This is a genomic window from Kitasatospora sp. NPDC088264 (assembly GCF_040685715.1).
GTDB lineage: Bacteria > Actinomycetota > Actinomycetes > Streptomycetales > Streptomycetaceae > Kitasatospora.
Map to the genome: position 1 here is coordinate 1 of NZ_JBFBIR010000064.1, position 22,077 is coordinate 22,077.

18 protein-coding genes, 1 rRNA gene and 1 pseudogene are annotated in these 22,077 nt (G+C 73.6%); 6 read left to right on the forward strand and 14 right to left on the reverse strand.

Annotated elements, in window-relative coordinates:
* Both AB0O82_RS32340 and AB0O82_RS32345 read right to left on the reverse strand, forming a co-directional pair.
* Window positions 1-83 (reverse strand): 16S ribosomal RNA (locus AB0O82_RS32340); the annotation flags it as partial.
* Between the two features lie 572 nt (window positions 84-655).
* On the reverse strand, window positions 656-1,660 hold the full coding sequence (locus AB0O82_RS32345; RefSeq protein ID WP_063349146.1) for a stage II sporulation protein M: 1,005 nt from the start codon (window positions 1,658-1,660) through the stop codon (window positions 656-658).
* Between the two features lie 294 nt (window positions 1,661-1,954).
* Here AB0O82_RS32345 and AB0O82_RS32350 point away from each other — a divergent pair, with 294 nt between their 5' ends.
* Window positions 1,955-2,971 carry an RDD family protein gene (locus tag AB0O82_RS32350; protein WP_363587580.1) on the forward strand — a complete coding sequence of 339 codons (1,017 nt, stop codon included), beginning with the start codon at window positions 1,955-1,957 and terminating at the stop codon, window positions 2,969-2,971.
* Between the two features lie 46 nt (window positions 2,972-3,017).
* On the opposite strand, the gene AB0O82_RS32355 is transcribed toward AB0O82_RS32350, so the two are convergent.
* A complete protein-coding gene (locus AB0O82_RS32355) occupies window positions 3,018-3,668 on the reverse strand; it encodes a hypothetical protein (RefSeq protein ID WP_350886472.1) in 651 nt (216 codons plus the stop codon).
* Between the two features lie 112 nt (window positions 3,669-3,780).
* On the opposite strand from AB0O82_RS32355, the gene AB0O82_RS32360 reads away from it, so the two are divergent.
* Window positions 3,781-4,680, forward strand: a complete 900-nt coding sequence (locus tag AB0O82_RS32360) for a sigma factor (protein WP_363587582.1) — start codon at window positions 3,781-3,783, stop codon at window positions 4,678-4,680.
* Between the two features lie 80 nt (window positions 4,681-4,760).
* On the opposite strand, the gene ahcY is transcribed toward AB0O82_RS32360, so the two are convergent.
* From ahcY to AB0O82_RS32390, 6 genes are all read right to left on the reverse strand, one after another.
* Window positions 4,761-6,209, reverse strand: coding sequence for an adenosylhomocysteinase (gene ahcY, locus AB0O82_RS32365; protein ID WP_363587584.1), 1,449 nt, complete (start codon window positions 6,207-6,209; stop codon window positions 4,761-4,763).
* Between the two features lie 352 nt (window positions 6,210-6,561).
* Window positions 6,562-7,539, reverse strand: coding sequence for a cation diffusion facilitator family transporter (locus AB0O82_RS32370; protein WP_363587586.1), 978 nt, complete (start codon window positions 7,537-7,539; stop codon window positions 6,562-6,564).
* A gap of 77 nt (window positions 7,540-7,616) precedes the next feature.
* Complete coding sequence (locus tag AB0O82_RS32375) at window positions 7,617-8,891, reverse strand: SIS domain-containing protein (RefSeq protein WP_363587588.1); 1,275 nt, start codon at window positions 8,889-8,891, stop codon at window positions 7,617-7,619.
* A 66-nt stretch (window positions 8,892-8,957) separates the two neighbouring features.
* Entirely contained in the window at window positions 8,958-9,140 is a 183-nt protein-coding gene (locus tag AB0O82_RS32380; protein ID WP_280686052.1) for a Trm112 family protein, read from the reverse strand.
* Between the two features lie 83 nt (window positions 9,141-9,223).
* Window positions 9,224-10,609, reverse strand: a complete 1,386-nt coding sequence (locus AB0O82_RS32385) for a phosphomannomutase/phosphoglucomutase (protein ID WP_363587590.1) — start codon at window positions 10,607-10,609, stop codon at window positions 9,224-9,226.
* Window positions 10,610-10,799: 190 nt separating this feature from the next.
* Window positions 10,800-11,243, reverse strand: coding sequence for a DUF3499 domain-containing protein (locus AB0O82_RS32390; RefSeq protein WP_079136306.1), 444 nt, complete (start codon window positions 11,241-11,243; stop codon window positions 10,800-10,802).
* Window positions 11,244-11,327: 84 nt separating this feature from the next.
* Between AB0O82_RS32390 and AB0O82_RS32395 the strand changes: the two genes are divergently transcribed.
* A complete protein-coding gene (locus tag AB0O82_RS32395) occupies window positions 11,328-11,780 on the forward strand; it encodes a metallopeptidase family protein (protein ID WP_079135840.1) in 453 nt (150 codons plus the stop codon).
* A 53-nt stretch (window positions 11,781-11,833) separates the two neighbouring features.
* Here AB0O82_RS32395 and AB0O82_RS32400 read toward each other — a convergent pair whose 3' ends face one another.
* The 3 genes from AB0O82_RS32400 to AB0O82_RS32410 all read right to left on the reverse strand — a co-directional run bounded on the left by AB0O82_RS32400 (window position 11,834) and on the right by AB0O82_RS32410 (window position 17,894).
* Window positions 11,834-13,546 (reverse strand): DUF5719 family protein, encoded by a 1,713-nt coding sequence (locus AB0O82_RS32400; RefSeq protein ID WP_363587592.1) that lies wholly within the window; start codon window positions 13,544-13,546, stop codon window positions 11,834-11,836.
* Between the two features lie 6 nt (window positions 13,547-13,552).
* Complete coding sequence (locus tag AB0O82_RS32405; RefSeq protein WP_363587594.1) at window positions 13,553-17,404, reverse strand: glycosyltransferase family 2 protein; 3,852 nt, start codon at window positions 17,402-17,404, stop codon at window positions 13,553-13,555.
* Between the two features lie 217 nt (window positions 17,405-17,621).
* Window positions 17,622-17,894 carry a WhiB family transcriptional regulator gene (locus tag AB0O82_RS32410; RefSeq protein ID WP_045702141.1) on the reverse strand — a complete coding sequence of 91 codons (273 nt, stop codon included), beginning with the start codon at window positions 17,892-17,894 and terminating at the stop codon, window positions 17,622-17,624.
* Window positions 17,895-18,516: 622 nt separating this feature from the next.
* Between AB0O82_RS32410 and AB0O82_RS32415 the strand changes: the two genes are divergently transcribed.
* The 3 genes and pseudogenes from AB0O82_RS32415 to AB0O82_RS32425 all read left to right on the forward strand — a co-directional run.
* Window positions 18,517-19,140, forward strand: coding sequence for a cysteine dioxygenase family protein (locus tag AB0O82_RS32415; RefSeq protein ID WP_363587596.1), 624 nt, complete (start codon window positions 18,517-18,519; stop codon window positions 19,138-19,140).
* 92 nt (window positions 19,141-19,232) lie between these two features.
* Window positions 19,233-20,192, forward strand: coding sequence for a 2-phospho-L-lactate transferase (gene cofD / locus AB0O82_RS32420; protein WP_363587598.1), 960 nt, complete (start codon window positions 19,233-19,235; stop codon window positions 20,190-20,192).
* 25 nt (window positions 20,193-20,217) lie between these two features.
* Window positions 20,218-21,513 (forward strand): annotated as a pseudogene (locus AB0O82_RS32425) (coenzyme F420-0:L-glutamate ligase); the annotation flags it as partial.
* 4 nt (window positions 21,514-21,517) lie between these two features.
* Here the strand turns inward: AB0O82_RS32425 and AB0O82_RS32430 are convergent.
* Both AB0O82_RS32430 and AB0O82_RS32435 read right to left on the reverse strand, forming a co-directional pair.
* Window positions 21,518-21,787 carry a type II toxin-antitoxin system RelE/ParE family toxin gene (locus tag AB0O82_RS32430; protein ID WP_363587600.1) on the reverse strand — a complete coding sequence of 90 codons (270 nt, stop codon included), beginning with the start codon at window positions 21,785-21,787 and terminating at the stop codon, window positions 21,518-21,520.
* Entirely contained in the window at window positions 21,784-22,056 is a 273-nt protein-coding gene (locus tag AB0O82_RS32435) for a type II toxin-antitoxin system Phd/YefM family antitoxin (protein ID WP_363587602.1), read from the reverse strand. The genes AB0O82_RS32430 and AB0O82_RS32435 overlap by 4 nt, the downstream gene beginning before the upstream one ends.
* Window positions 22,057-22,077: the final 21 nt, after the last annotated feature.

Below are 22,077 nucleotides of genomic sequence, written 5' to 3' on the forward strand. Positions count from 1 at the left end.
CCCGAAGGGCTTCACCGTTCGACTTGCATGTGTTAAGCACGCCGCCAGCGTTCGTCCTGAGCCAGGATCAAACTCTCCGTGAATGTCTACCCGCAATCGGGCGGCACTCGCGTTGAGCGGCACGGCAACCACCGGAATAGGGCGGTCCCGCGCACTGCGTCCTCGCTAGTGTTTTACTTCAAAAGGAATCTCCAACCCCGATCAAACGATCGAGGCCGGGGATGTCAACATATCTGGCGTTGACTTTTGGCACGCTGTTGAGTTCTCAAGGAACGGACACTTCCTTCGGACCGCCTTCCAGCGGGCCCTCCGGGCGCTTCGTTCTTTCGTGTTTCCAGCTTATCAGATCCTCGCGGCCGTTCTTACCGGCTTCGTTTCTCCGAATTCCCGCTGGCGGGATTTCCTTCGAACTTCGCTCCGAAGCTTATCAAAGCTTTCGATGTGCTCAGTCCGCGGGATTTTGCTTCGTCGAAGGATGCGCATTCATAAAACGCGCTCACCTCGATTTGGCGGTGTCGTAGACACTAACGCCCGGGACTGACCGTTGTCCAGTCTGTCCCAACCGTTCAAACCTACTAGCCCACCCTCACCACGTCAATGGTTTGGTCGGGATGCGAGAAGACTACCAGGTCAGAGGCATGTCGATCACCTCGCCTCAGGCCGCGACGGGTTGCAGATCCGCCCGATCGGCCGCGTCCAGATCACCGACTTCGCCGGCCTCGGCGGCCTTTCGGCCCCACACCAGCGCGTAGAGAAGGAATGCCGCCTCGGCCAGCACTCCGATCGAGATGCGTGCCCAGGTGGGCAGCCCGGAAGGGGTGACGAACGCTTCGAGCACACCGGAAACGGCCAGCACCGTGGCAAGGCCGATGGACATGCCGATGATGGAGCGGCCCTGTTCGGCCAGGGCCGTTCCACGGGTGCGCGGGCCGGGGTCGATGACCGTCCAGCCGAGGCGCAGACCGAGGCCTCCGGCCACGAACACCGCGGTCAGCTCCAGCAGGCCGTGCGGGATGAGCAGGCCGAGGAAGACGTCGAGTCGCCCGGCGGAGGCCATCAGCCCGACGCCGACACCGAGGTTGACCACGTTGGTCCACATCACCCAGAGCACCGGGAGACCCAGCGCGATCCCGAACAGCAGGCACTGCACGGCGATCCAGGCGTTGTTCGTCCAGACCTGCGCGGCGAACGAACTCGCCGGGCGGTCCGAGTAGTACGACTCGTACTGCCCGCCCGGGCGGGTCATCTCCCGCAGGTGATCCGGGGCGACCAGGCTGTTGCGGACCTCGGGGTGGGTGGCCATCCACCAGGCGAGCACCGCGGTGGCCAGCAGCGAGACGACCGCGACCGGCACCCACCAGCGGCGCGCGCGGTACAGCGCGGCCGGGAAGCTCACCGTGTAGTACCGGGCGACGTCGTGCCATCCGCTGCTGCGCGATCCGGTCACCGCGCTGCGGGCCCGCGAGACCAGGCCGGTCAGCCGGCTGAGCAGGGCAGGGTCCGGTGCGGCGGCCTGGACCTTGGCCAGGTGGCCGGTGGCGCGCTGGTACAGGGTGACCAGTTCGTCGGCCTCCTCTCCGCTGAGCCGGCGCCGTCGGGCGAGGGCGTCCAGCCGTGCCCACTCCCCCTGGTGGGTGGCGACGAAGACGTCCAGGTCCATTCGGCGGCTCCATGGTCGGCGGTGGGCGCGAGGGGGCCCGGTCGCGGGCGGGTGGACGGGCGGGTACGTACGGATACGCGCGGCCCAGCATGCCAGCAGCGGTGGGCCCCCCGACCGCCGGGATCTCACTTCCCGTGCGACCACCGGGCGCCGTATGTTTGCGGCTGCGGATCAGACTGCGGAGAGCAGGTCGTGGGGGCCGGTCCGGATGACGCCCCTCCCCTCGTCCGTGCCGCCCTCGGCGGCCTCCATGAGTGAGCTGTACGGCTCCACGAACGTGAACGGACAGGTGTCTTGAGCGACCTGGTGACGGGTGAGGCGGTCGTCCTCGACCTGCAGACGGCGAAGCTTCCCAGCCGGGCGCTGGCGATCACGCTGGACCTGCTCGTGGAGTTCGCTGCCCTGTTCCTGGTCTCGCTCACCCTGAGCGTCGCCCTGATCGGACTGGACGGTGCGGCGCTGGCGGCCACCCTGATCGGGCTGCTGGTGTTCTTCCTGGTGGCCGTGCCGGTGATGGTCGAGACCTTCACCCACGGGCGCTCGCTCGGCAAGGCCGCGCTCGGCCTGCGGGTGGTGCGCACCGACGGCGGCCCGGTGCGGTTCCGGCACTCGCTGGTGCGCGGGCTGGTCGGCTTCATGGAGCTGGTCGCCATGACCGGCGTGCCGGCGGTGATCACCTCGGCCGTGAACGTGGACGGCAAGCGGCTGGGCGACATCTTCGCCGGGACGGTGGTCGTCCGCGAGCGCACCCCGGGCGGGGGGACGCCGCCGCTGCCGCCCGTGCACCCGCACCTGCTCCAGACGATGGGCCGGGAGCTGGTCGCGATGGACCTGTCCGCCGTGCCGGAGCCGCTCTGGCTGGCGATTCGCCAACTGCTGGGCCGCATAGGCCAGTTGGACCCCACGGTGGCGCTCCAGATGTCCACCCGGCTGGCCGGCGACCTGGCCGCCCGGACCGGTCATCCGGTGGCGCAGGGGCTGCACCCGGCGGCATACCTGGGCGCGGTGCTCACCGAGCGCCAGCGCCGGGAGTGGACGCGGGCCCAGGCCCAGTGGCAGCGGCAGCGGACCGCGGCCCCCGCACCCGCCGCGTGGCCGGCTCCCGCGCCCCAGCCGCCCACCGCGGACGGCGGGCCGCTGCGCGTCCTCGGCGTCCCGACGACGACCGCGGCAACGACCCCGACGACGCCCGTGGCCCCGGCCGCCCCCTCCTTCGAGAAGCCCGCCCCGCCCACCGCCGACCAGCCGTCCCCGACACCGGCCCCAGCCTCGACACCGGCCCCCGGCACCGGCTTCGCGCCGCCCGCCTAGGCTCACCGCGCCGTCGGGCCCGCCGCCCGACCCACTCAGCCCGGACCTACTCCCCGAACTGCGCCGGCCAGGCGTTCGGCGGCGACGCCAGCTCCTCCAGTTCGATCCCGTCGGCCGCCAGCACCACGTCCCCCGCGAGGTGCACGACCTGCTGCTCGCCGGTCTCCAGGTCCGCGACCTGGTACCGCTCGACCAGCAGCGGCCCGGAGTCGGTCTGGTGCGTGTCGACCCCCTCCAGCAGCCACCCCTGGTCGAAGGTGCGCGGCGCCAGCACCGGTTCGGTGAACGCGACCAGCCGCACCCGTGCACTCGCCCCCTCCCGCAGCCGCAGCAGCCGGGCGGTGGCGACCAGGAAGGCCGGCGAGCCGCCGGTGAACCCGTGCGCCCGGTCGTGCCCCTCCACGCTGTGCTCGCCGCCCGGGTCCGCCGCGTCCGTCCGGACCCAGGCGACGCCGTCCACCGCGCCGCCGCGCACCTGCCAGCCACCGGCCCGCAGCTCCATCCGCAGCGGGCGGGCCCGCGAGTCCAGGGTGAGGTCGACGCTGCCGATCACCCGCCCGTCCGGCGCGTAGGTCTTGGAGACGTACCGCCAGCCGGCCGCCCCGGGGGCGCAGCTGAAGCGCTCCTCCCCGAGCAGCACGCGGTCGTGACCCAGAGGAGTCATGGCTGTATGGAGCGAGTACCGGCCGTTGGGCATGCCCGAAAGCCTACGTGCGCACTTCGCATGCAACGTTCGGGGCGGGTGCCCGCATTAGGGGGGTGGACGGCGCGCACGAGCGCCGACGGTACGCGGGAGAAGGGGGGCGCAGATGGCGAAGCAGGCACGCGACGAGGAGTTCACGGAGTACGTGACTTCCAGGAGCGGCTGGCTGCGCAAGGTCGCCTATCTGCTGTGCGGGGACTGGCACCGCGCGGACGACCTGGTCCAGGAGACCATCACCAAGCTGTACGTGAACTGGTCGCGGGCAGGCCGCATGGAGAACCTGGACGGCTACGCCCGCAGGGTGCTGGTCAACACCTTCCTGGCCGAGCAGCGCACCTCCTGGTGGCGACGGACCAGCCGGCCGGGCACCGCCCTCGACACCGAGTCCGTGCCCGTCGACCTCGACGCCTCGCTGGACCTGCGCCACGCCCTGGCGACGCTGCCGGCCCGCCAACGGCGGCCGGCCTACTGGCTGGTCGACTCGGGCGGTACGGCCGCCCCGACGCTGCGCTGGCTGACCCCCGACGGCCGGTGGGCGGAGATCAGCGGAAACGGTGGCGGCCGCCTCGAAAACTTCTCCCAGGAGATTCTGCTCAGGGTCGCGGCCGATGTCCGGTACGGCCACTGGGACGTCCCCCTGCCGGTGCGGTTCACCGGCCTGCCCGAGACGTTCAAGGCCACCGACATCTCGCTCTGGCGGCCGGACACGGACGGCGTCGGCGCCTGGAGCCTGTGGCTGATGTTCCAGGTCGAGGGGAAGAACGTCTCGGTCACCCTGCGGCCGATCGGGCCGCGCCCGGTCTACACCAGCACGGACGGCTCGCCCTACACCGACCCGCACCCGCCCTTGGAGTCCGTCCAGAACGGGGTGGAGATCTCCATCGGCACCGGAGCCGGCGATCCGCCCTCCCTGGAGCAGCTCGGCGGCCTCCCCTGGATGCTCGCCCACACCGAGGCCCTCGGCCCGGACGCCACCGACTGGACCACCGACGTCATCGTGCCCTGAACCGCCGACGGCCGACCGAACGCGCCGGTGGCCGGCACCCCTGCGCAGGGGTGCCGGCCACCGGCGTACGGCTCACCGCATCAGTAGCGGTACTGCTCCGCCTTGTACGGGCCCTCGACCGGGACGCCGATGTAGTCGGCCTGCTCCTGGCTCAGGGTGGTCAGCTTCACGCCGAGCGCGTCGAGGTGCAGCCGGGCGACCTTCTCGTCCAGGTGCTTGGGCAGCACGTAGACGCCGATCGGGTACTGCTCGGTCTTCGTGAACAGCTCGATCTGGGCGATCGTCTGGTTCGCGAAGGAGTTGGACATCACGAACGACGGGTGGCCGGTCGCGTTGCCCAGGTTCAGCAGGCGGCCCTCGGAGAGGACGATGATGGTGCGGCCGTCGGCCTTGCGCCACTCGTGGACCTGCGGCTTGACCTCGGTCTTCACCACGCCGGGCAGCTGCGCCAGGCCGGCCATGTCGATCTCGTTGTCGAAGTGGCCGATGTTGCCGACGATGGCCTGGTGCTTCATCCGGGCCATGTGGGAGGCCATGATGATGTCCTTGTTGCCCGTGGTCGTGATGAAGATGTCGGCCGTCTCGACGACGTCCTCCAGGGTGGCGACCTGGTAGCCGTCCATCGCCGCCTGGAGCGCGCAGATCGGGTCGATCTCGGTGACGATGACGCGGGCGCCCTGGCCGCGCAGCGACTCGGCGCAGCCCTTGCCGACGTCGCCGTAGCCGCAGACGACGGCGACCTTGCCGCCGATCAGGACGTCGGTGGCGCGGTTGATGCCGTCGATGAGCGAGTGGCGGCAGCCGTACTTGTTGTCGAACTTCGACTTGGTGACCGAGTCGTTGACGTTGATCGCCGGGAACAGCAGCTGGCCGTCACGGTGCATCTCGTACAGGCGGTGGACACCGGTGGTGGTCTCCTCGGTCACGCCCTTGATGGTGGCGGCGACCTCGGTCCACTTGTTCGGGGAGTCCTTGAGGGTGCGGTTGAGCAGCTCCAGGATGATCCGGAACTCGTCGTTGTCCGCGGTGGACGGGTCCGGCGCGGCACCGGCCTTCTCGAACTCGACACCCTTGTGGATCAGCAGGGTGGCGTCGCCGCCGTCGTCCAGGATCATGTTCGGGGTCTTGCCCTCGGGCCAGGTCAGAGCCTGCTCGGTGCACCACCAGTACTCGTCCAGGGTCTCGCCCTTCCAGGCGAAGACCGGCACGCCCTGCGGGTTCTCCGGGGTGCCCTCCGGGCCGACCGCGATGGCGGCGGCCGCGTGGTCCTGGGTGGAGAAGATGTTGCAGGAGCACCAGCGGACCTCGGCGCCCAGGGCGGTCAGGGTCTCGATGAGGACGGCGGTCTGCACGGTCATGTGCAGCGAGCCGGTGATGCGGGCGCCGGTCAGCGGCTTCGACTCGGCGTACTCGGCTCGGATCGACATCAGGCCGGGCATCTCGTGCTCGGCCAGCTGGATCTCCTTGCGGCCGAACGGCGCCAGGGAAAGGTCGGCGACCTTGAAGTCACCGGTGGTGTCGGTCGACATGCGTCTGCTCCTCGCTGATGGGGTGGGCGTGGCCAAGGTCCTGTGTGTGCGGTCGCAGCGGGGGCGGGGCCGTACGGGTGCACGGCTACGCCGGGGCGGCCGGATCCGTGGTGGCGGACCGGTTCCCTGCTGCGCAGCACAAACCGTCGGAGGACCTCTCTCCCTCGACCGGGGCACACCCCACAGGGGCGGACCGCCGATCAACCGCCATCAGCAGCGACGTTCTGGCTCTGGTGACGAATCTACACCGGCGGCCCCACCGGCCGTCCGCCGATGAGCGATTTCGGCCTCGGACCGGACGGGTCCTCAAGCGGATCCCAGCCGACCCCGGCCGGCGGCGGACCGGCGCCGGTCAGTGCGAGGCGCCGGGCCCGGGCCCGCCGGGGGTGGCCGCCGGGTCCTCGCCCGCGGCGGCCTTCTCGGCGCTGTAGACGTCGGGCTCCAGGTAGATCGCCCGCGCGATCGGGACGGCGGCCCGGACCCGCTCCTCCGCCGCGTCGATCGCCCGCGCGACGCGGGCCGCGCTGTCCTCCGCGTTGACGGCGATCTTGGCGGCGACCAGCAGTTCCTCCGGCCCCAGGTGCAGGGTGCGCATGTGGATCACGCCGGTGACGGCCTCGCCGTCCACCAGCGCCTCGCGGATCCGGCGCACCGAATCCCGGTCGGCGGACTCGCCGAGCAGCAGCGACTTGGTCTCCAGGGCGAGCACCACCGCGATCAGCACCAGCAGGACGCCGATGCCCAGGGTGCCGACGCCGTCCCAGACGCCGTCGCCGGTGATCACGGTGAGCGAGACGCCGAGCAGCGCGAGCACCAGGCCGATCAGCGCGCCGGCGTCCTCCAGCAGCACCACCGGCAGCTCCGGGGCCTTGGCGGTGCGGATGAACTGCACCCAGCCCTGGCCGCCCTTGGCCTTCGCCGACTCGCGCATCGCGGTGAGGAAGGACCAGCCCTCCATCGCGACGGCGAAGATCAGCACGCCGACCGCCCAGCCCCAGGAGTCCAGCTTCTCCGGGTGGTTGACCTTGTGCCAGCCCTCGTAGATCGCGAACAGGCCGCCGACGCTGAAGAGGACGATCGCCACCAGGAAGCCGTAGATGTAACGCTCGCGGCCGTACCCGAACGGGTGCTCCTCGTCCGCCGCCCGGCGCGCCCGCTTGCCGCCGATCAGCAGCAGCACCTGGTTGCCCGAGTCGGCGACCGAGTGCACGCCCTCGGCCAGCATCGACGACGAGCCGGTGAAGCCGAAGGCGGTGAACTTGGCCGCCGCGATCGCCAGGTTCGCGGACAGTGCCGCGACCAGTGCCTTGGTGCCGCCTTCTGTACTCATGCTCCGGGTCCCTCCGCCGCAATGGCTGGTCGCGCTGCTCCGTCGAGCGCTTACCGTACCGGCCGTGCGACGCCGGCTCAGGACTGCGCGGCGGCGAGCCCGAGGTAGACGGCGGCGAAGTCGGTCAGCGCGACCAGGTCGGCGAGCGCGTGCAGCGGGTCCGGCCGGGTGGTCGCGTACTCGGTCAGCCGGACGTCGTGGGCGCCGGCCAGCCGGTGCGCGCGGGTGACGCCGAAGCTGCGCGGGCCCGCGTCGTCCTCCGGCACCTCGGCCGGCCCGTCCGCCTCGTCGGCCGCGCCGCCGGGCTGGGCCCCGGGCCGACCGCCGGGCGCCCCCGGGACGTGCCGCAGCAGCAGGACCTGGAGGTGCAGCGGATCCGGCTCGTCGACCCGGTCGCGGAAGAAGTCGTCCGGGTCCGCGCCCGCGCCCAACTGGCCGGTGAACATGCCGCGGTGGGCAGTGAGCACCTGCGGCAGCGGCCCGGCCAGCGCCGGGCGGCCGGCCCGTTCGGCGAGCTGGGCGGCGAAGCGGGTGGCGACGGCCCCGGCGATCGGGCCCTCGGCCCACAGCAGCGGGACCGTCCCGGCCAGCCGGGCGGCCAGGCCCTTGGCCGGGTTGGTGTACGCGGCGGCGTCGGGGCGGCAGCGGACGGCGGTCGCGTCCAGCAGGTCGGCGACGGCCGGCAGCGCGTCGTACGGCAGCTGGGTGATGCCGATCTTCTGGGCGAGCGCGAGCAGCGGGGTGAGGTGGGACCACAGCGCGGCCGGGTCCTCGGCGGGGAGGTCCGGCTCGGCGGCCGGGCGGGCGGGCGCCTCGTCCTCGGGCAGCGCGGAGGCCACGTACGGCAGCGGCAGCGCGCGCACCTGCAACGCGGCCTCGGCCAGCGGGCTGCCCACCGGGGCGGTGACCGCGATCGCGCAGCCGCGCGCGTAGGCCTGCTCGGCGAGGCTGACCAGGCCCGGTTCGCCGCCGTCGGCGGAGCTGACCACCAGGAGGTCCAGCGGGCCGGCCCAGCCGGGCAGTTGCCAGCCGAGCCCGGTGGTGAAGGCGGGCGGCGCGCCGGCCCGGTCGGCGCGCGGGGCGGCCGCCTCGGTCGGCGGCAGCGTGGTGATCAGGCCGGCGCTGCCGGCCAGCGCGGTCAGGATCTCGCCCGCCGTCAGGGCGCTGCCGTGGCCCGCGACCAGGACGGCGCGCGGGCGGCCGTCCGGGCGCAGCCGGTCCAGGCCGGCCGCGTCGGCCAGCCGCAGCGCGGTGCGGACCCGCGCACCGGCGCCGGCCAGGGCCAGCAGGGCGCGGTCGCGGTCGGCGCGCTGCAGGGCGGCCGGGTCGTCGAGCAGGGTGTCGTCGAGCATGCGGCGGGCCTCCGGCTGCTGTCCTGTGCGCGCTGGGCTGACGGGGTGGGGGCTTCGCCCCAAGGATCAGGCCGGGCGGCGGGCCTCGTCCACCAGCAGGACCGGAATGCCGTCCCGCACCGGGTACGCGAGGCCGCAGTCCGCGCCGGTGCAGACCAGCTCGGGCTGCTCCTCGGTGCCGCCCTCGGTGAGCGCGGCCCGGCACTGCGGGCAGACCAGGATCTCCAGCAGGAAGGATTCGAGCTTCATGGGGCTCTCCAAAAGTCGGGGGGTGGCACGGCGGTGCCCCGGCCGATAGGCAACCCTACCGGCCGGGGCACAGGAGGCCTCGGTCAGGCGCGGACGATGGCGAGCACGCCGTCGCGCAGCTCGGCCATCTTCGCCGGGTCCTTGGCCTCGGCGTTCAGGCGCAGCAGCGGCTCGGTGTTGGAGGCGCGCAGGTTGAACCACCAGTCCGGGCCGGCCACGGTGAGGCCGTCCAGCTCGTCGACGGTGGTGCCCTCCAGGCCGGCGTAGGCGGCGCGGACGGCGGCGGTGCTGGCGGCCTGGTCGGCGACGGTGCTGTTGATCTCGCCGGAGGCGGCGTAGCGGTCGTACTCGGCGGTGAGCGCGGACAGCGTGCCGGGCTGCCCGCCGAGCGCGGCCAGCACGTGCAGCGCGGCCAGCATGCCGGTGTCGGCGCGCCAGAAGTCGCGGAAGTAGTAGTGCGCGGAGTGCTCGCCGCCGAAGACGGCGTCGGTGACGGCCATCTCCTGCTTGATGAAGGAGTGGCCGACCCGGGTGCGCACCGGGTTGGCGCCGAGCTCGCGGACCACCTCGGGGACGGTCCAGGAGGTGATCAGGTTGTGGATGACGGTCGGCTCGGCCTCGCCGGCGGCCTGGGCGCGGGCGATCTCGCGGGCGGCGACCAGGGCGGTGATGGCGGACGGGGAGACCGGCTCGCCGCGCTCGTCGACGACGAAGCAGCGGTCGGCGTCGCCGTCGAAGGCCAGACCGAGGTCGGCGCCGACCTCACGGACCCTGGCCTGGAGGTCGACGATGTTCTTCGGGTCGAGCGGGTTGGCCTCGTGGTTGGGGAAGGTCCCGTCCAGCTCGAAGTACATCGGGACGAGCTCGATCGGCAGGCCGTCGAAGACGGTCGGCACGGTGTGGCCGCCCATGCCGTTGCCCGCGTCCACGACGACCTTGAGCGGACGGATCGCGGTGAGGTCGACCAGGCCCAGCAGGTGGTCGGCGTAGCCGCGCAGGGTGTCCTGCTCGGACAGCGCGCCCGGCTTGACGTCCTTGGCCGGGACGGTGACGGTGTCGTCCTCACCCGTCCAGGACTCGACCAGCTCGCGGATCTCGGCGAGGCCGGTGTCCTGGCCGACCGGGGCGGCGCCGGCCCGGCACAGCTTGATGCCGTTGTACTGGGCCGGGTTGTGGCTGGCGGTGAACATCGCGCCGGGCAGGTCGAGCTTGCCGCTGGCGTAGTAGAGCTGGTCGGTCGAGCAGAGGCCGATCTGGACGACGTCAGCGCCGTAGGCGGCGGCGCCCTCGGCGAACGCCCGGGTGAGCGACGGGGAGGAGGGGCGCATGTCGTGGCCGACGACGATCGCGGACGCGCCGGTGACCTGCACGAACGCGGCGCCGAAGGCCCGGGACAGGTGCTCGTCCCACTGGTCCGGGACGACGCCTCGGACGTCGTAGGCCTTCACGAGCTGCTTGAGGTCGCGCACTGCGGCTCCACCCTGGTCTCTGTACTGGTCGGTGTGCGTGTGATCGGCGGCTGGCCGCCCACGGTCACGATACGTCGGGGTCACCGCCCGTTCGGTCGACGGTCCGCGGTGACGGTAGACGGGCAGCGTACCCAAGTCGGACGAACGCCCGGTGCGGGCCCGGGCGGGGTACGGCGTCGGCTGTGCGGCGTCAGTTGTCCGGCGAGCGCAGGACGCGCAGGTGGCCGCGGCGGCCGCCCTCGGTGGACTCGCCCTCGGACCCGCGGCCCTGACGGGGGGTCTGCGGCCGGGCGGCCTCGCGGACGGCGTTGGCGAGGGCCTCCAGGTCGTCGCTGCTGCGGCGCAGCGGCCCGGCCTCGGCGGCCAGCCGGACGACCTCCCAGCCGCGCGGGGCGGTGAGGCGCTCGGCGTGCTCTGCGCACAGGTCGTAGCAGTGCGGCTCGGCGTAGGTGGCGAGCGGGCCCAGGACGGCGGTGGAGTCCGCGTAGACGTACGTCAGCGTCGCGACGGCCGGCCGGCCGCACGCGGTCCGCGAACAACGACGTACAGAGCTCACGAGGGTGGACGGTACCGCACTCCTCGCCGGGGAGCGAAGACCGCCTGTCCGGCGGGTGTGCCGTGTCGCGGTCCGCACGCCGGTCCGCGCCCCGCCGCCCCGGGCGTTTCCCCGTCGGAGTAGTCCACTTCCGACCGTCCAAGGACTACCCTCGGCAGTGATATGGACAGCTCTGCACCGCAGTCATCGACGGGACCCTCGCGCCGTCCCCGGCATCGCGACCGGCACGGCAGGGGGCTGCGCGGCCCGCTGGCGCCGCCCCAGGTGCCGATCTCGCTCACCCGCTCCGAACTGTTCGACGACTACGTGCGCGAATCGGTGGAGCGTCTTGAACGGCGCTGGCCGCAGTTGATCGAAGTGGAGTTCGCCGTCCAGGAGGTGCCGCTGCACGAGCCCGACGCGGCCGACGGCGAGGACGGCGTGCCGCTGGGGCGGGTGTTGCCGGGCAAGCAGGGGCGCAAGAGCCAGATCGTGGTGTACCGGCGGCCGGTGGAGATCCGGGCGAAGACCCGGGAGGACCGCGCGGCGCTGGTGCACGAGATCCTGATCGAGCAGGTGGCGGAGCTGCTGGGGCTGTCCCCGGACGCCATCGACCCGCGCTACGACGAGGACTGAGCACGCGGACGGGGCGGTACCCGGGCCTGCCGGGTACCGCCCCGTCCGACCGGTCAGCGCAGGACGACGCCCGGATCCTGCCCGGCCCGCGGGACCCTGACGGTGCTGTGGTCGTCGCGCAGCGACTGGATGGTGAACATCGGCACGTCCTTGGCGGGCAGCGAGAGCATCCGGGCGGCCATCACCGGGCCGCCTGAGACGGTCTCGACGGTGAGCGCGAAGCTGCCGTTCAGCCCGCCGGGCTCGGGCGCCGGGAGGGCGACCGTGCCGCCGGCCGGCAGCTGGACGTCCTTGCTCACCGGGGTGCCGCCGCCGCTGCCGGCCGAGGCGGTGACCCGGACGGTGGCGGCGTCGCCGGCGGAGGTCAGGAACAGCGTGGACGCGCCGGCCCGGTTGTCGGCGACCGTGGCGCGGGCGCCGACCGGGCCGGTGCCGGTGAGCCAGGCGGCGTCGCTCTTGCCGCCGCCCCCGGCCCGGTCGACCCGCAGGCCGGCCACGACCGGGGTCGGGTGCTTGTCGTCGGTGGGCGACAGCCGCAGCCCGGCGACCTCGTCGCGGGTGACCTTGCCGAGGTCGACGGCGGCCACCATGCCCGCCTTGATGTGGATGGACTCGTTGCCGGCCGGGGTGAACCAGCCGTTCTTGCCGGACAGCTGGATCTTCAGGTCGGCGTCGTCCTCCGGCGGCGCCCAGACCACCAGGTGGGCGGCGGAGGTGTCGGCGGGCAGGCCGGGCAGCACCTGGGTGGCCGCCGGCTCAGCCGAGGCCGGGATCCAGTCGGCGCCCCTGCCGCCGTCGGCGGCGTGCAGCGCGGCGCCCACCCGCCCGCTGCGGGCGACCACGTGCACGGCGAGGTCGTTGACCGCGCCCTTGCTGATCGTCGGCAGCAGCACGGACTGGGAGCTGCCGGGGGCGACGGTGATGCCGTTGGCGGCGTCGTTCTCGATCAGGCCCTTGTCGCCGTACAGCTTGATGTCGACCACGGCGGCGGAGGACTCGGTGTTCACCAGGCTGACGTAGTCGACCCGGTCGCCGGCCGTGCTGGCCCCGGCGAACCAGAAGCTGGTCCCCGCGGGGGTGCAGGTGAGGCCGGACAGGCCGAGGCCGCGCTGCTCGGTGACCACGGTGGTCTGGGTGACGGTGAAGCCGGGGGCGAGGGCGCCGGTGGCGACGGCCCCGGTGCCGGGCGCGGTGTCGCCGTTGGCGGCCGGGCCGGTGGCCGGGGTGCCGGGCTTGGCCAGGGTCAGCCGGGCGTCGGCGGGCGCGGCGCCCTTGTCCGGGCCGGCCGGGGCGGCCGAGCCGGACGGCGCGGCGGGGGCGCCGGCCGCCGGGGCGGAGGGCGCGGTGGTCGGCGGGGTCGCGGGCGCGGCGGCGTCGGAGAGCCAGCCGGCCCCGCCGGTGGCGCCGCCCGTCCCGGGCGGGGTGTAGGCGGTGAGCGTGGTCGAGCCGGTCAGGCCCTGGAGCGGCTGCGGGCAGACCGCCGCCGTCCGCTCGACCTGCGCGGTGGTCGGGGCGACGCCACCGTCCGCCTTGGCGGGGGCGGCCGGCGGGCGCGTCTCGGCGATCCCGAACACCGCCGCGAGCACGACGGCCGCGGCCAGCAGGGACTGCGTGGTCCTGGTGCCCCCGGACCGCCCGGCCGGCCGGGCGGAGGCCGCGGGCTCCGGCGCCTGGGCCGGGGCGTGCCCGGACTGCCCGGCCTCGGCGGCCTCCGTCGGCTCGACGGCCTCGGGCGCGGACTTCTTCCTGAATGCGGGCTTCTTCATCGCGGGTCAGCTCCCCGATCCGTGCTGGTGCGGGTACCGGCCCGTGCCGTTGGGGTCGTTCGGGTCGTTGGGGTCGTAGTAGGGCTCGGCCTGCGGCTGCCCCGGCACCCACGGCTGCTGGTGCTCCGTCTGCTGGTAGGGCTGCTGCTCGTAGCCGTACTGCTGCTCCTGCGGGTACGGCTGCTGCTCGTAGCCCTGCTGCGGGTACGCCTGCGGCTGGTAGCCCTCGTAGCCCTGGCCGTCGTACCCCTGGCCGCCGTACGGCGCGGCCACCGGCTGCTGGGCCGCGTACTGGTCGTAGCTGTACGGGTCGGCCTGCTGGTACGTCTGGTACGGGTCGGTGTACGGCTCGGTCTCCTGGACGGCCGCGGCCGCCTGGACCGCTTCGGCCACCGGCTCGCCGGCGGGCTGCGCCGGGATCGCGCCCGGCGGGCCCTCGTACACCCCGCCGTCCTCGCCGCCCTCGCCGCGCTCGGCCATCCGGCGGGCCCGGCGGCTGCCGGGGGCGGGCGCCTGCGCCTGGGCCGCGGCGGCCAGCGCGGCGGCGGCCACCACCTCCTCGGGCAGGTCGTCGTCCTTGTGGCTGCGGCGTCCGGGCAGGGCCAGCACGAGAATGGTCAGGCCGAGCAGCACCTGGGCCCAGATCCAGCCGGTGTGCGCGAGGCCGTCCTCCCGGGTGACGGACAGCTTGCCGCCGCCGGCCGGGAGCTTGAAGCCCTGCGCCCAGCCGTCGACCGTGACGGACTCCAGCGCGGTGCCGCCCACGGTGGCCTTCCACTCGGGGGCGGCGGACTCGGCGAGCCGCAGCACCCGGCCGTCCGGGCCGGCCGGGACGGTGGCGGTGAGGTCGCGGGCCCCGGCCGGGACGACCACCGGGGCGGCGCCCGGGGCGGTGATCACCGCGCGGACGGCGGGGGCGCCGGTGACCTGCCAGAGCGCGGAGTCGCCGTCCTGGTTGGCCTTGACCAGGCCGGGGGTGGTGTCCAGGACGTCCTTGTAGGTGGCGATCACCGACTTCTGGACCAGCACGTAGGCGATGCCGTAGCCGGAGAGCGCACCGGCCTGGTCGGCGCCGGAACCGGCCAGCAGGCTGCCGACCATCTTGTTCAGGCCGTCCTGGGTGCCGGTCGCCGGGTCGACGGTGGACTCGGCCTGGCCGAGCGTCAGGCCCGCGCCGCGGACCACGGTGTAGCGGACCGCGCCGCCGCCCGGGTCGCCGGTGACGACCAGGGTGCGGGACCGGTCGGTGGTGCCGGCCTCCTCCGCGATGAACGCGGGCACCTGGCCGGCCTGGGCCCGGTGCAGCGGCTTGCCGGCGCCGGTGAGCGCCCACCACAGGCCGGTGCCCAGCGGGGCCAGCACCGCGGCGGCCACCACCAGCGCGGCCACCGGCTGGCGCCAGCCGAAGGCGATCCCGGCCACGCGGGCGTTGGCGCCGTCGGCACCGATCGCGGCGGCCGCCAGCAGGGCGATCCCGGCGATCAGCGAGGCCGGGCCGGCCCAGGCGGGCACCGCCGGGCCGCCGGAGGCCGGGGTGACGGAGGTGCCCGCCACCGCGACCGCGAAGACCAGGCCCGCACCGGCCGCGCCCCAGGCGGCCAGCACCGCGCGGCGGCGGTCGGCGCGCAGCAGTGCGGCGAGCGCGGCGAGCACCACGCCGGCCGACAGCCAGACCGGCGGCACCCCGGCGCCGCCGGGGTTGACCAGCAGCAGGCCGGCCGCGCTCGCACCGGTGCCGTGCAGGCCGGGCAGGCCGGCCTCCAGCAGCAGCCACTGCGGGTGCGTCAGCACCGTCAGCGACCACGGCGCCAGCACCAGGACGGGCAGCGCGAGGATCACCAGGACGCGCAGGCCGAGCAGGCGCAGCGCGGCGCCGCCCGAGCCGAAGGCGCCGCCGCGGACCACCGCGACGACCAGCGTCGCCAGGCACAGCGGCAGCGCGAGCGCCCAGGTCAACGGCACGAAGGAGGTGGCCAGGGTGAGCAGCAGGACGGTCATCCAGACCGGCCGCCACCCCGGGCGGGCGCCCTTGGCGGCGCTCTCGTCGCGGATGCCGAGACCGGCCGCGATCGCGGCGGCGCGGGCCAGCGGCGGCAGCAGCACGGCGAGGACGGCGGTGCCGATCCGGCCCTGGGCGAGCGCGCCGGTCGCGGCGGGCAGCAGCGCGTAGGCGGCGCTGGCCCAGGCCCGGACCAGCTTGGAGTCCAGCAGCGGCCGGGACACCAGGTAGGCGCTGACCGCCGACAGCGGCACGGTGAGCACGACCAGCAGGGTGAGCGCGAGGTCGGCGTGGTCGAACAGCACCCAGGACAGCACCGCGAGCACGCCGAGGTACGGCGGCGCGGCGGCGGTGGAGCCGGTGCCGATCGGATGCCAGGCGTCCGCGTACATCGACCAGAGGCCGCCGGCGCCGTCGGTGGCCGGCAGCAGGGCGCCGCCGAACAGCTCGCCGCTGCCGAACAGGCCTCGGCAGGCGATCAGGGCGAACACCAGCAGGGCCGCGAACAGCACCGGCGCCGGACGCCGGGCCAGCTTCTTGATCAGCGTGAACTGCTCGACGACCAGGTCCTCGTCGTCCTCGCCGCCCGGCCCGGCCTCGACCGAGCCGTGCCGGCCGGTGTCGTCCTCTCCCCCTATGCCGAGGGAGCCGATCACGCCCTCGACGGCGAGCCGGGCGGTGGCGCCGGGCGGCGGGAAGAGCGTGCGGTCGTCCAGGGCGTCGGCGGCCCGGGTGCGGGCGCGCTGCTTGCGCGCGGCCAGCAGCCGGGGGAAGCGGACGAGTTCGTGGCCGAGGCCGGTGAGCTCGTCGAAGGCCTGGCGCGGGTCCTTGCCGAGCAGGTTGGTGGCGGCCCGCAGCAGGGTGCCGAGCACCAGCCGCAGCAGGACGTAGGGGAAGAGCGCCCCCTTGCAGTTGGCGAGCAGGGTGTAGACGGCGCCGGCCTTGTCCACCCGGTGCGGGTGGGCGGGGCCGCAGTCGATGGCGCGGCGCTCGCGGCTGGCCGCCTCGGCGTGCCGCAGCACGGCGTCGGGGGCGATCACCACGCGGTGGCCGGCGGCGTTGACCCGCCAGCAGAAGTCGGCGTCGTCGCGCATCAGCGGCAGCGCCTTGTCGAAGCCGCCGAGTTCCTCGAAGACGTCGCGGCGCACCAGCATGCCGGCGCTGGAGACGGCGAGCACCGGGCGGACCTGGTCGTGCTGGCCCTGGTCCTGCTCGCGGCGGTCGAGGCCGGTCCAGCGGCGGCCGGAGCGGGCGATGGTGACGCCGACCTCCAGCAGCTGGCGGCGGTCGTACCAGCTGCGCAGCTTGGGGCCGACCACGGCGGCGCTGGGGGTGGAGTCGGCGACCTGGAGCAGCCGGCGCAGCGCGTCGGTCTGCGGCTCGCAGTCGTCGTGCAGCAGCCAGAGCCATTCGACGGGCTGGGTCTCGCGCGGGCCGCCGCGGCCGAGGTCGTCCTCCTGGGCGAGCGGGTCGCCGAAGTCGTCCCAGCCGCCGGTGACCGGGTCGTAGCCGGAGGGGTCGAGCCGGTACGGCAGGTCCTCCGGGCGCAGCGGCGGGCTGCCGAAGACGGCTTCGGCGACGGCGGTGCCGAAGCCGGCCCGGCGGCCGAGGAGCAGCGGGCCGCTCTCGGGCAGCCAGTCCGCGAGGGTGTCCGCCAGCAGTTGCGGAGAGTTGTCGGTGGAACCGGTGTCGACCGCGAGCACCCGCTGGACCTGGCGGTCCTGGCCGAGCAGGCCGGCGAGGGCCTGCGGCAGCCAGCGGGCCCCGTCGTGCGAGACGATCACCGCGGTGACCAGGTGGCGCGGGTAGGCGGGCGGCCTGGCAGCGGTGAAGCCGCTCTGGTGGCTGTAGACGGTCATCGAGTGCGCGGGCCTCAGTTCTCGGTGGACACAGCCGGTGAACGGCAACCGGATGGCGCACCACACTAACGGCTCCGGATGGCGGCTTCGTCCGCGGTGCCGGTGCGGGACCGGTGAAGAGCCGGCAGGGAACACGAAAGCGCCCCACCGCCGCGGTGAGGCGCCCGTACTGCCGTGTGGTTGTCGAAGGGTCAGCGGGGGTCGGCGGCCGCCCCGGTCAGACCGCGCTCTTCTTGAGCCGGCGGCGCTCGCGCTCGGAGAGGCCGCCCCAGATGCCGAACCGCTCGTCATTGGCGAGGGCGTACTCCAGGCATTCCGAACGGACCTCGCAGGCGAGGCAGACCTTCTTGGCCTCGCGCGTGGAGCCGCCCTTCTCGGGGAAGAAGGACTCGGGGTCGGTCTGGGCGCACAACGCGCGCTCCTGCCAACCGAGTTCCTCTTCCTCCTCCGTGATGCCGTCACCGATCAACAGCTCAAAGAGCTCGCTCATGTGGCGCGCCTCCTCTGCCCCTACTTGGCGTCCCCGTGGTTGCCGTTGCCTCGTGCGGCCGACGACACGAGTGAAATTACAGTTGCGTCACTCTGGCTCAGTCAAGCCGAGCTCTGGTATTGGGGCGAGGATTCACTCCCCGGCACCAAGCCGTTACGAATAGTGTACATATTCGGACACATTGGACCTTCGATCCGAAAGCCCCGAACGGCGTCGAACCAGCCACAACCATTCGGCGAGTGACGCTCGGTCACCATCACAGGCCGGTCATCGCCCTGCCTTCCCGGCGATCTTCCCATCGAAACATAGAGCGTGATTTATCACCCCATCCGGGCAACTTCTTGGCGTAACCCCCTTGAATGCCGCATCCCTGTGTTTGACACCGGCCCCACGGATGCGGTCTCCTTTCCCCTATGTCAGAGTTCGCCAGCCCCCGGAGCGGTTCCACGCTCCGCCGTGCCGTGAGCTCTTGTTGTCGCCTCTGTTCCTGCTGTATCTAGGCGCCCGCGTCCCACCGCGCGCCGCCCCCAGGAAGCACAGAGGCCGCCCGCGATTCCCGTCCCAGGACATCCCGGATCCGGCTGATCCCCGACGAACAGCCGCCACTCCGAGGACGACTCCCGTGCGTATGACCCGTATCCGCAAGCGGAACCGCGACCGCAGCAAACTCGCCCGCCGAAGCCCCGCGCCCACCGCCCCCACCGCGCCCGCCCGGGGCTGGACCGACGGCCTCAGCGACGTCTCCATCGCCGGCGACCCGCTCGCCTTCCCGCACCTGGCCCGCACCGACCTGCCCCGCCACCCCACCACCGTGGCCGGCCACGCCCGGCTGATCCGCGAGATCGCCGCCGACCGCGCCCGCTGGGAACCCCTGGTCCGCTACGACGCGCTCACCCGCTGGTACGCCCGGCTGGAGACCGGCCCCGGCTACGAGGTCTGGCTGCTCAGCTGGCTGCCCGGCCAGAGCAGCGGCTTCCACGACCACGGCGAGTCCTCCGGCGTGATGACCGTCGTCCAGGGCGAGCTGATCGAACGCTCGCTCACCCGCGCCGGCGAGGGAGCCCGCACCCTGCGCCCCGGCGGGCAGCGGGTCTTCTCCTCCGGCTACCTCCACGAGGTGGTCAACGGCACGCTCGAACCCGCCGTCTCCATCCACCTCTACACCCCGGGCCTCACCGAGATGAACCAGTACGGCGGCACCGCCGTCCCCGAGCAGCACCCGCAGGCCCAGGCCGAGGCGCACTGAGCACCCGCCCACGTCGGCCCGGCCGTCGCACCCGCCGACGGCCGGCCCGGCGACCGGGCTGACGGGCAGTCGGACCGTGGCAGGATGAACCCATGCGCATCGTGGCACTGGCAGGCGGAATCGGCGGAGCGCGCTTCCTGCGCGGACTCCTCGCGGCGGTCGGACCGCAGGACGAGATCACCGTCATCGGCAACACCGGCGACGACATCCACCTCTACGGCCTCAAGGTCTGTCCCGACCTCGACACCGTGATGTACACCCTCGGCGGCGGCATCCACGAGGAGCAGGGCTGGGGCCGTACCGACGAGACCTGGTCGATCAAGGCCGAGATGAAGGAGTACGGCGTCGGCCCCGAGTGGTTCGGGCTCGGCGACCGCGACTTCGCCACCCACCTCGTCCGCAGCCAGATGCTCACCGCCGGCTACAGCCTCAGCCAGGTCACCGAGGCGTTGTGCGTGCGCTGGAAGCCCGGCGTACGGCTGCTGCCGATGAGCGACGACCGGGTCGAGACCCACGTGCGGATCACCGACGAGCAGGGCACCCGGGCGATCCACTTCCAGGAGTACTGGGTCAGGCTGCACGCCGCCGTCGACGCCGAGGCGATCATCCCGGTCGGCGCCGACACCGCGAAGCCCGCGCCCGGCGTCCTGGAGGCCCTCGCCGCCGCCGACGTCATCCTCTTCCCGCCGTCCAACCCGGTCGTCTCCATCGGCACCATCCTCGCCGTCCCCGGCATCCGGGAGGCCGTCGCCGCCGCCCCCGCCCCCGTCGTCGGGCTCTCCCCGATCATCGGCGGCGCCCCGGTGCGCGGCATGGCCGACAAGGTGCTCGCCGCCGTCGGCGTCGAGGCCACCGCGGAGGCGGTCGCGCTGAACTACGGCGCCGCACTCATCGACGGCTGGCTCGTCGACACCGCCGACCAGGCCTCGGTCGCCGCCGTCGAAGCCGCCGGGATCGCCTGCCGGGCCGTCCCGCTGCTGATGACCGACGTCGAGGCCACCGCCGAGATGGCCCGGGCCGCCCTCGCCCTCGCCGAGCAGGTGCGCAAGTGAGCGGGCGCGGGCGCAGCGGGGCGGGCGCATGAGCCTGCGGATCCTGCCGGTCGAGGGGCTGCCGGAGATCGACGCCGGGACCGACCTCGCCGCGCTGCTCGCCAAGGCCGGCGAGTACCAGGACGGCGACATCCTGATCGTCACCTCGAAGATCGTCAGCAAGGCCGAGGGCCGGCTGCTGCACGCCGCCGACCGCGAGGCCGCGATCGAGGCCGAGACCGTCCGGGTGGTCGCCCGGCGCGGCCACGCCCGGATCGTCGAGAACCGCAACGGCTTCGTCATGGCCGCCGCCGGCGTCGACGCCTCCAACACCGCCCCCGGCACCGTCCTGCTGCTGCCCGAGGACCCGGACGCCTCCGCCCGCGCCCTGCGCGGGCGGCTCCAGCAGCTCACCGGCCGCCGGCTCGCCGTCGTCGTCACCGACACCTTCGGCCGGCCCTGGCGCAACGGGCTCACCGACGTCGCCATCGGCGCCGCCGGGCTGTCCGTGCTGGAGGACCACCGCGGGCGCACCGACAGCCACGGCAACGAGCTGGCGCTCACCGTCACCGCCACCGCCGACGAACTCGCCGCCGCCGCCGACCTGGTGAAGGGCAAGACCAGCGGCGTGCCGGTCGCCGTCGTCCGCGGGCTCGGCCACCTCGTCACCGCCGAGGACGGCGACGGCACCCGGCCGCTGGTCCGCCCCGCCGTCGACGACATGTTCCGGCTCGGCACCTCCGAGGCGCTGCGCCGGGCCGTCACCCTGCGGCGCACCGTCCGCTCCTTCACCGACGCCCCGGTCGACCCCGGCGCCGTGCGCCGCGCCGTCGCCGCCGCCGTCACCGCGCCCGCCCCGCACCACACCACGCCGTGGCGGTTCGTCCTGCTGGAGACGGCGCGGGCCCGCACCCGGCTGCTCGACGCGATGCTCGCCGCCTGGCAGCGCGACCTGCGCGAACTCGACGGCTGGGACGACGCCCGGATCGCCCGCCGCACCGCCCGCGGCGACGTCCTGCGCGACGCGCCCTACCTGGTGGTGCCCTGCCTCGTCATGGACGGCTCGCACCACTACCCCGACCAGCGGCGCGCCGCCGCCGAACGGGAGATGTTCACCGTCGCCGCCGGCGCCGCCGTGCAGAACCTCCTGGTCGCCCTCGCCGGCGAGGGCTACGGCTCCGCCTGGGTGTCGTCCACCATGTTCTGCCGCGACACCGTCCGCGCGGCCCTCGACCTCCCGGACGGCTGGGACCCGATGGGCGCCATCGCCGTCGGCCGCCCCGCCGAACCCCCGCGCGAACGCCCGGAACGCGACGCCGACGCCTTCATCGAGGTGCGGTAGCGGTTCAGAGACCGCGATGGATCTCGCGGCGATTTCCAACGGCCACCACGAGGATCACCAACACGCCGTCGTGGATCTCGTAGGCCACACGGTGGACGCCGACGCGGAGACGGTAGAGGCCGACGTGACCCGCCAGCATCTTGGCATCCGGGCCATCGACGTACGGGTCCTCGCCGAGAACGGTGAGTGCGGTGAGGATCCGCATCGCGTCGACCTGGCTGATGTCACGCAGTTGGCGCTTGGCATGCGCGGTGAAGCGGAACGCGCACTTCACGCAGCGCTCCCGGACGGGTCCCTGGGCGAGTCGAACAGGTCGGCCAGGAGCTCGGCCATGGTCACGGTGGGATCGTTCCGGTGCTGCTCGGCCTCACGGGCGAGCAGTTCGTCGGCGGCATCCTCGATGGCGTCGAGGATCTCGATCGGTACGACCGCTCCGACCCGCTCGCCCTTCCGAGTGATCACGGTGATCTCGCCGGCCTCGGCCTGGTTGACCACCTCGGCGATGTTCGCACGCAGTTCCCGGATGCTCAGTGCGTCAGTCACGCGTCAAGCGTACACACCGGC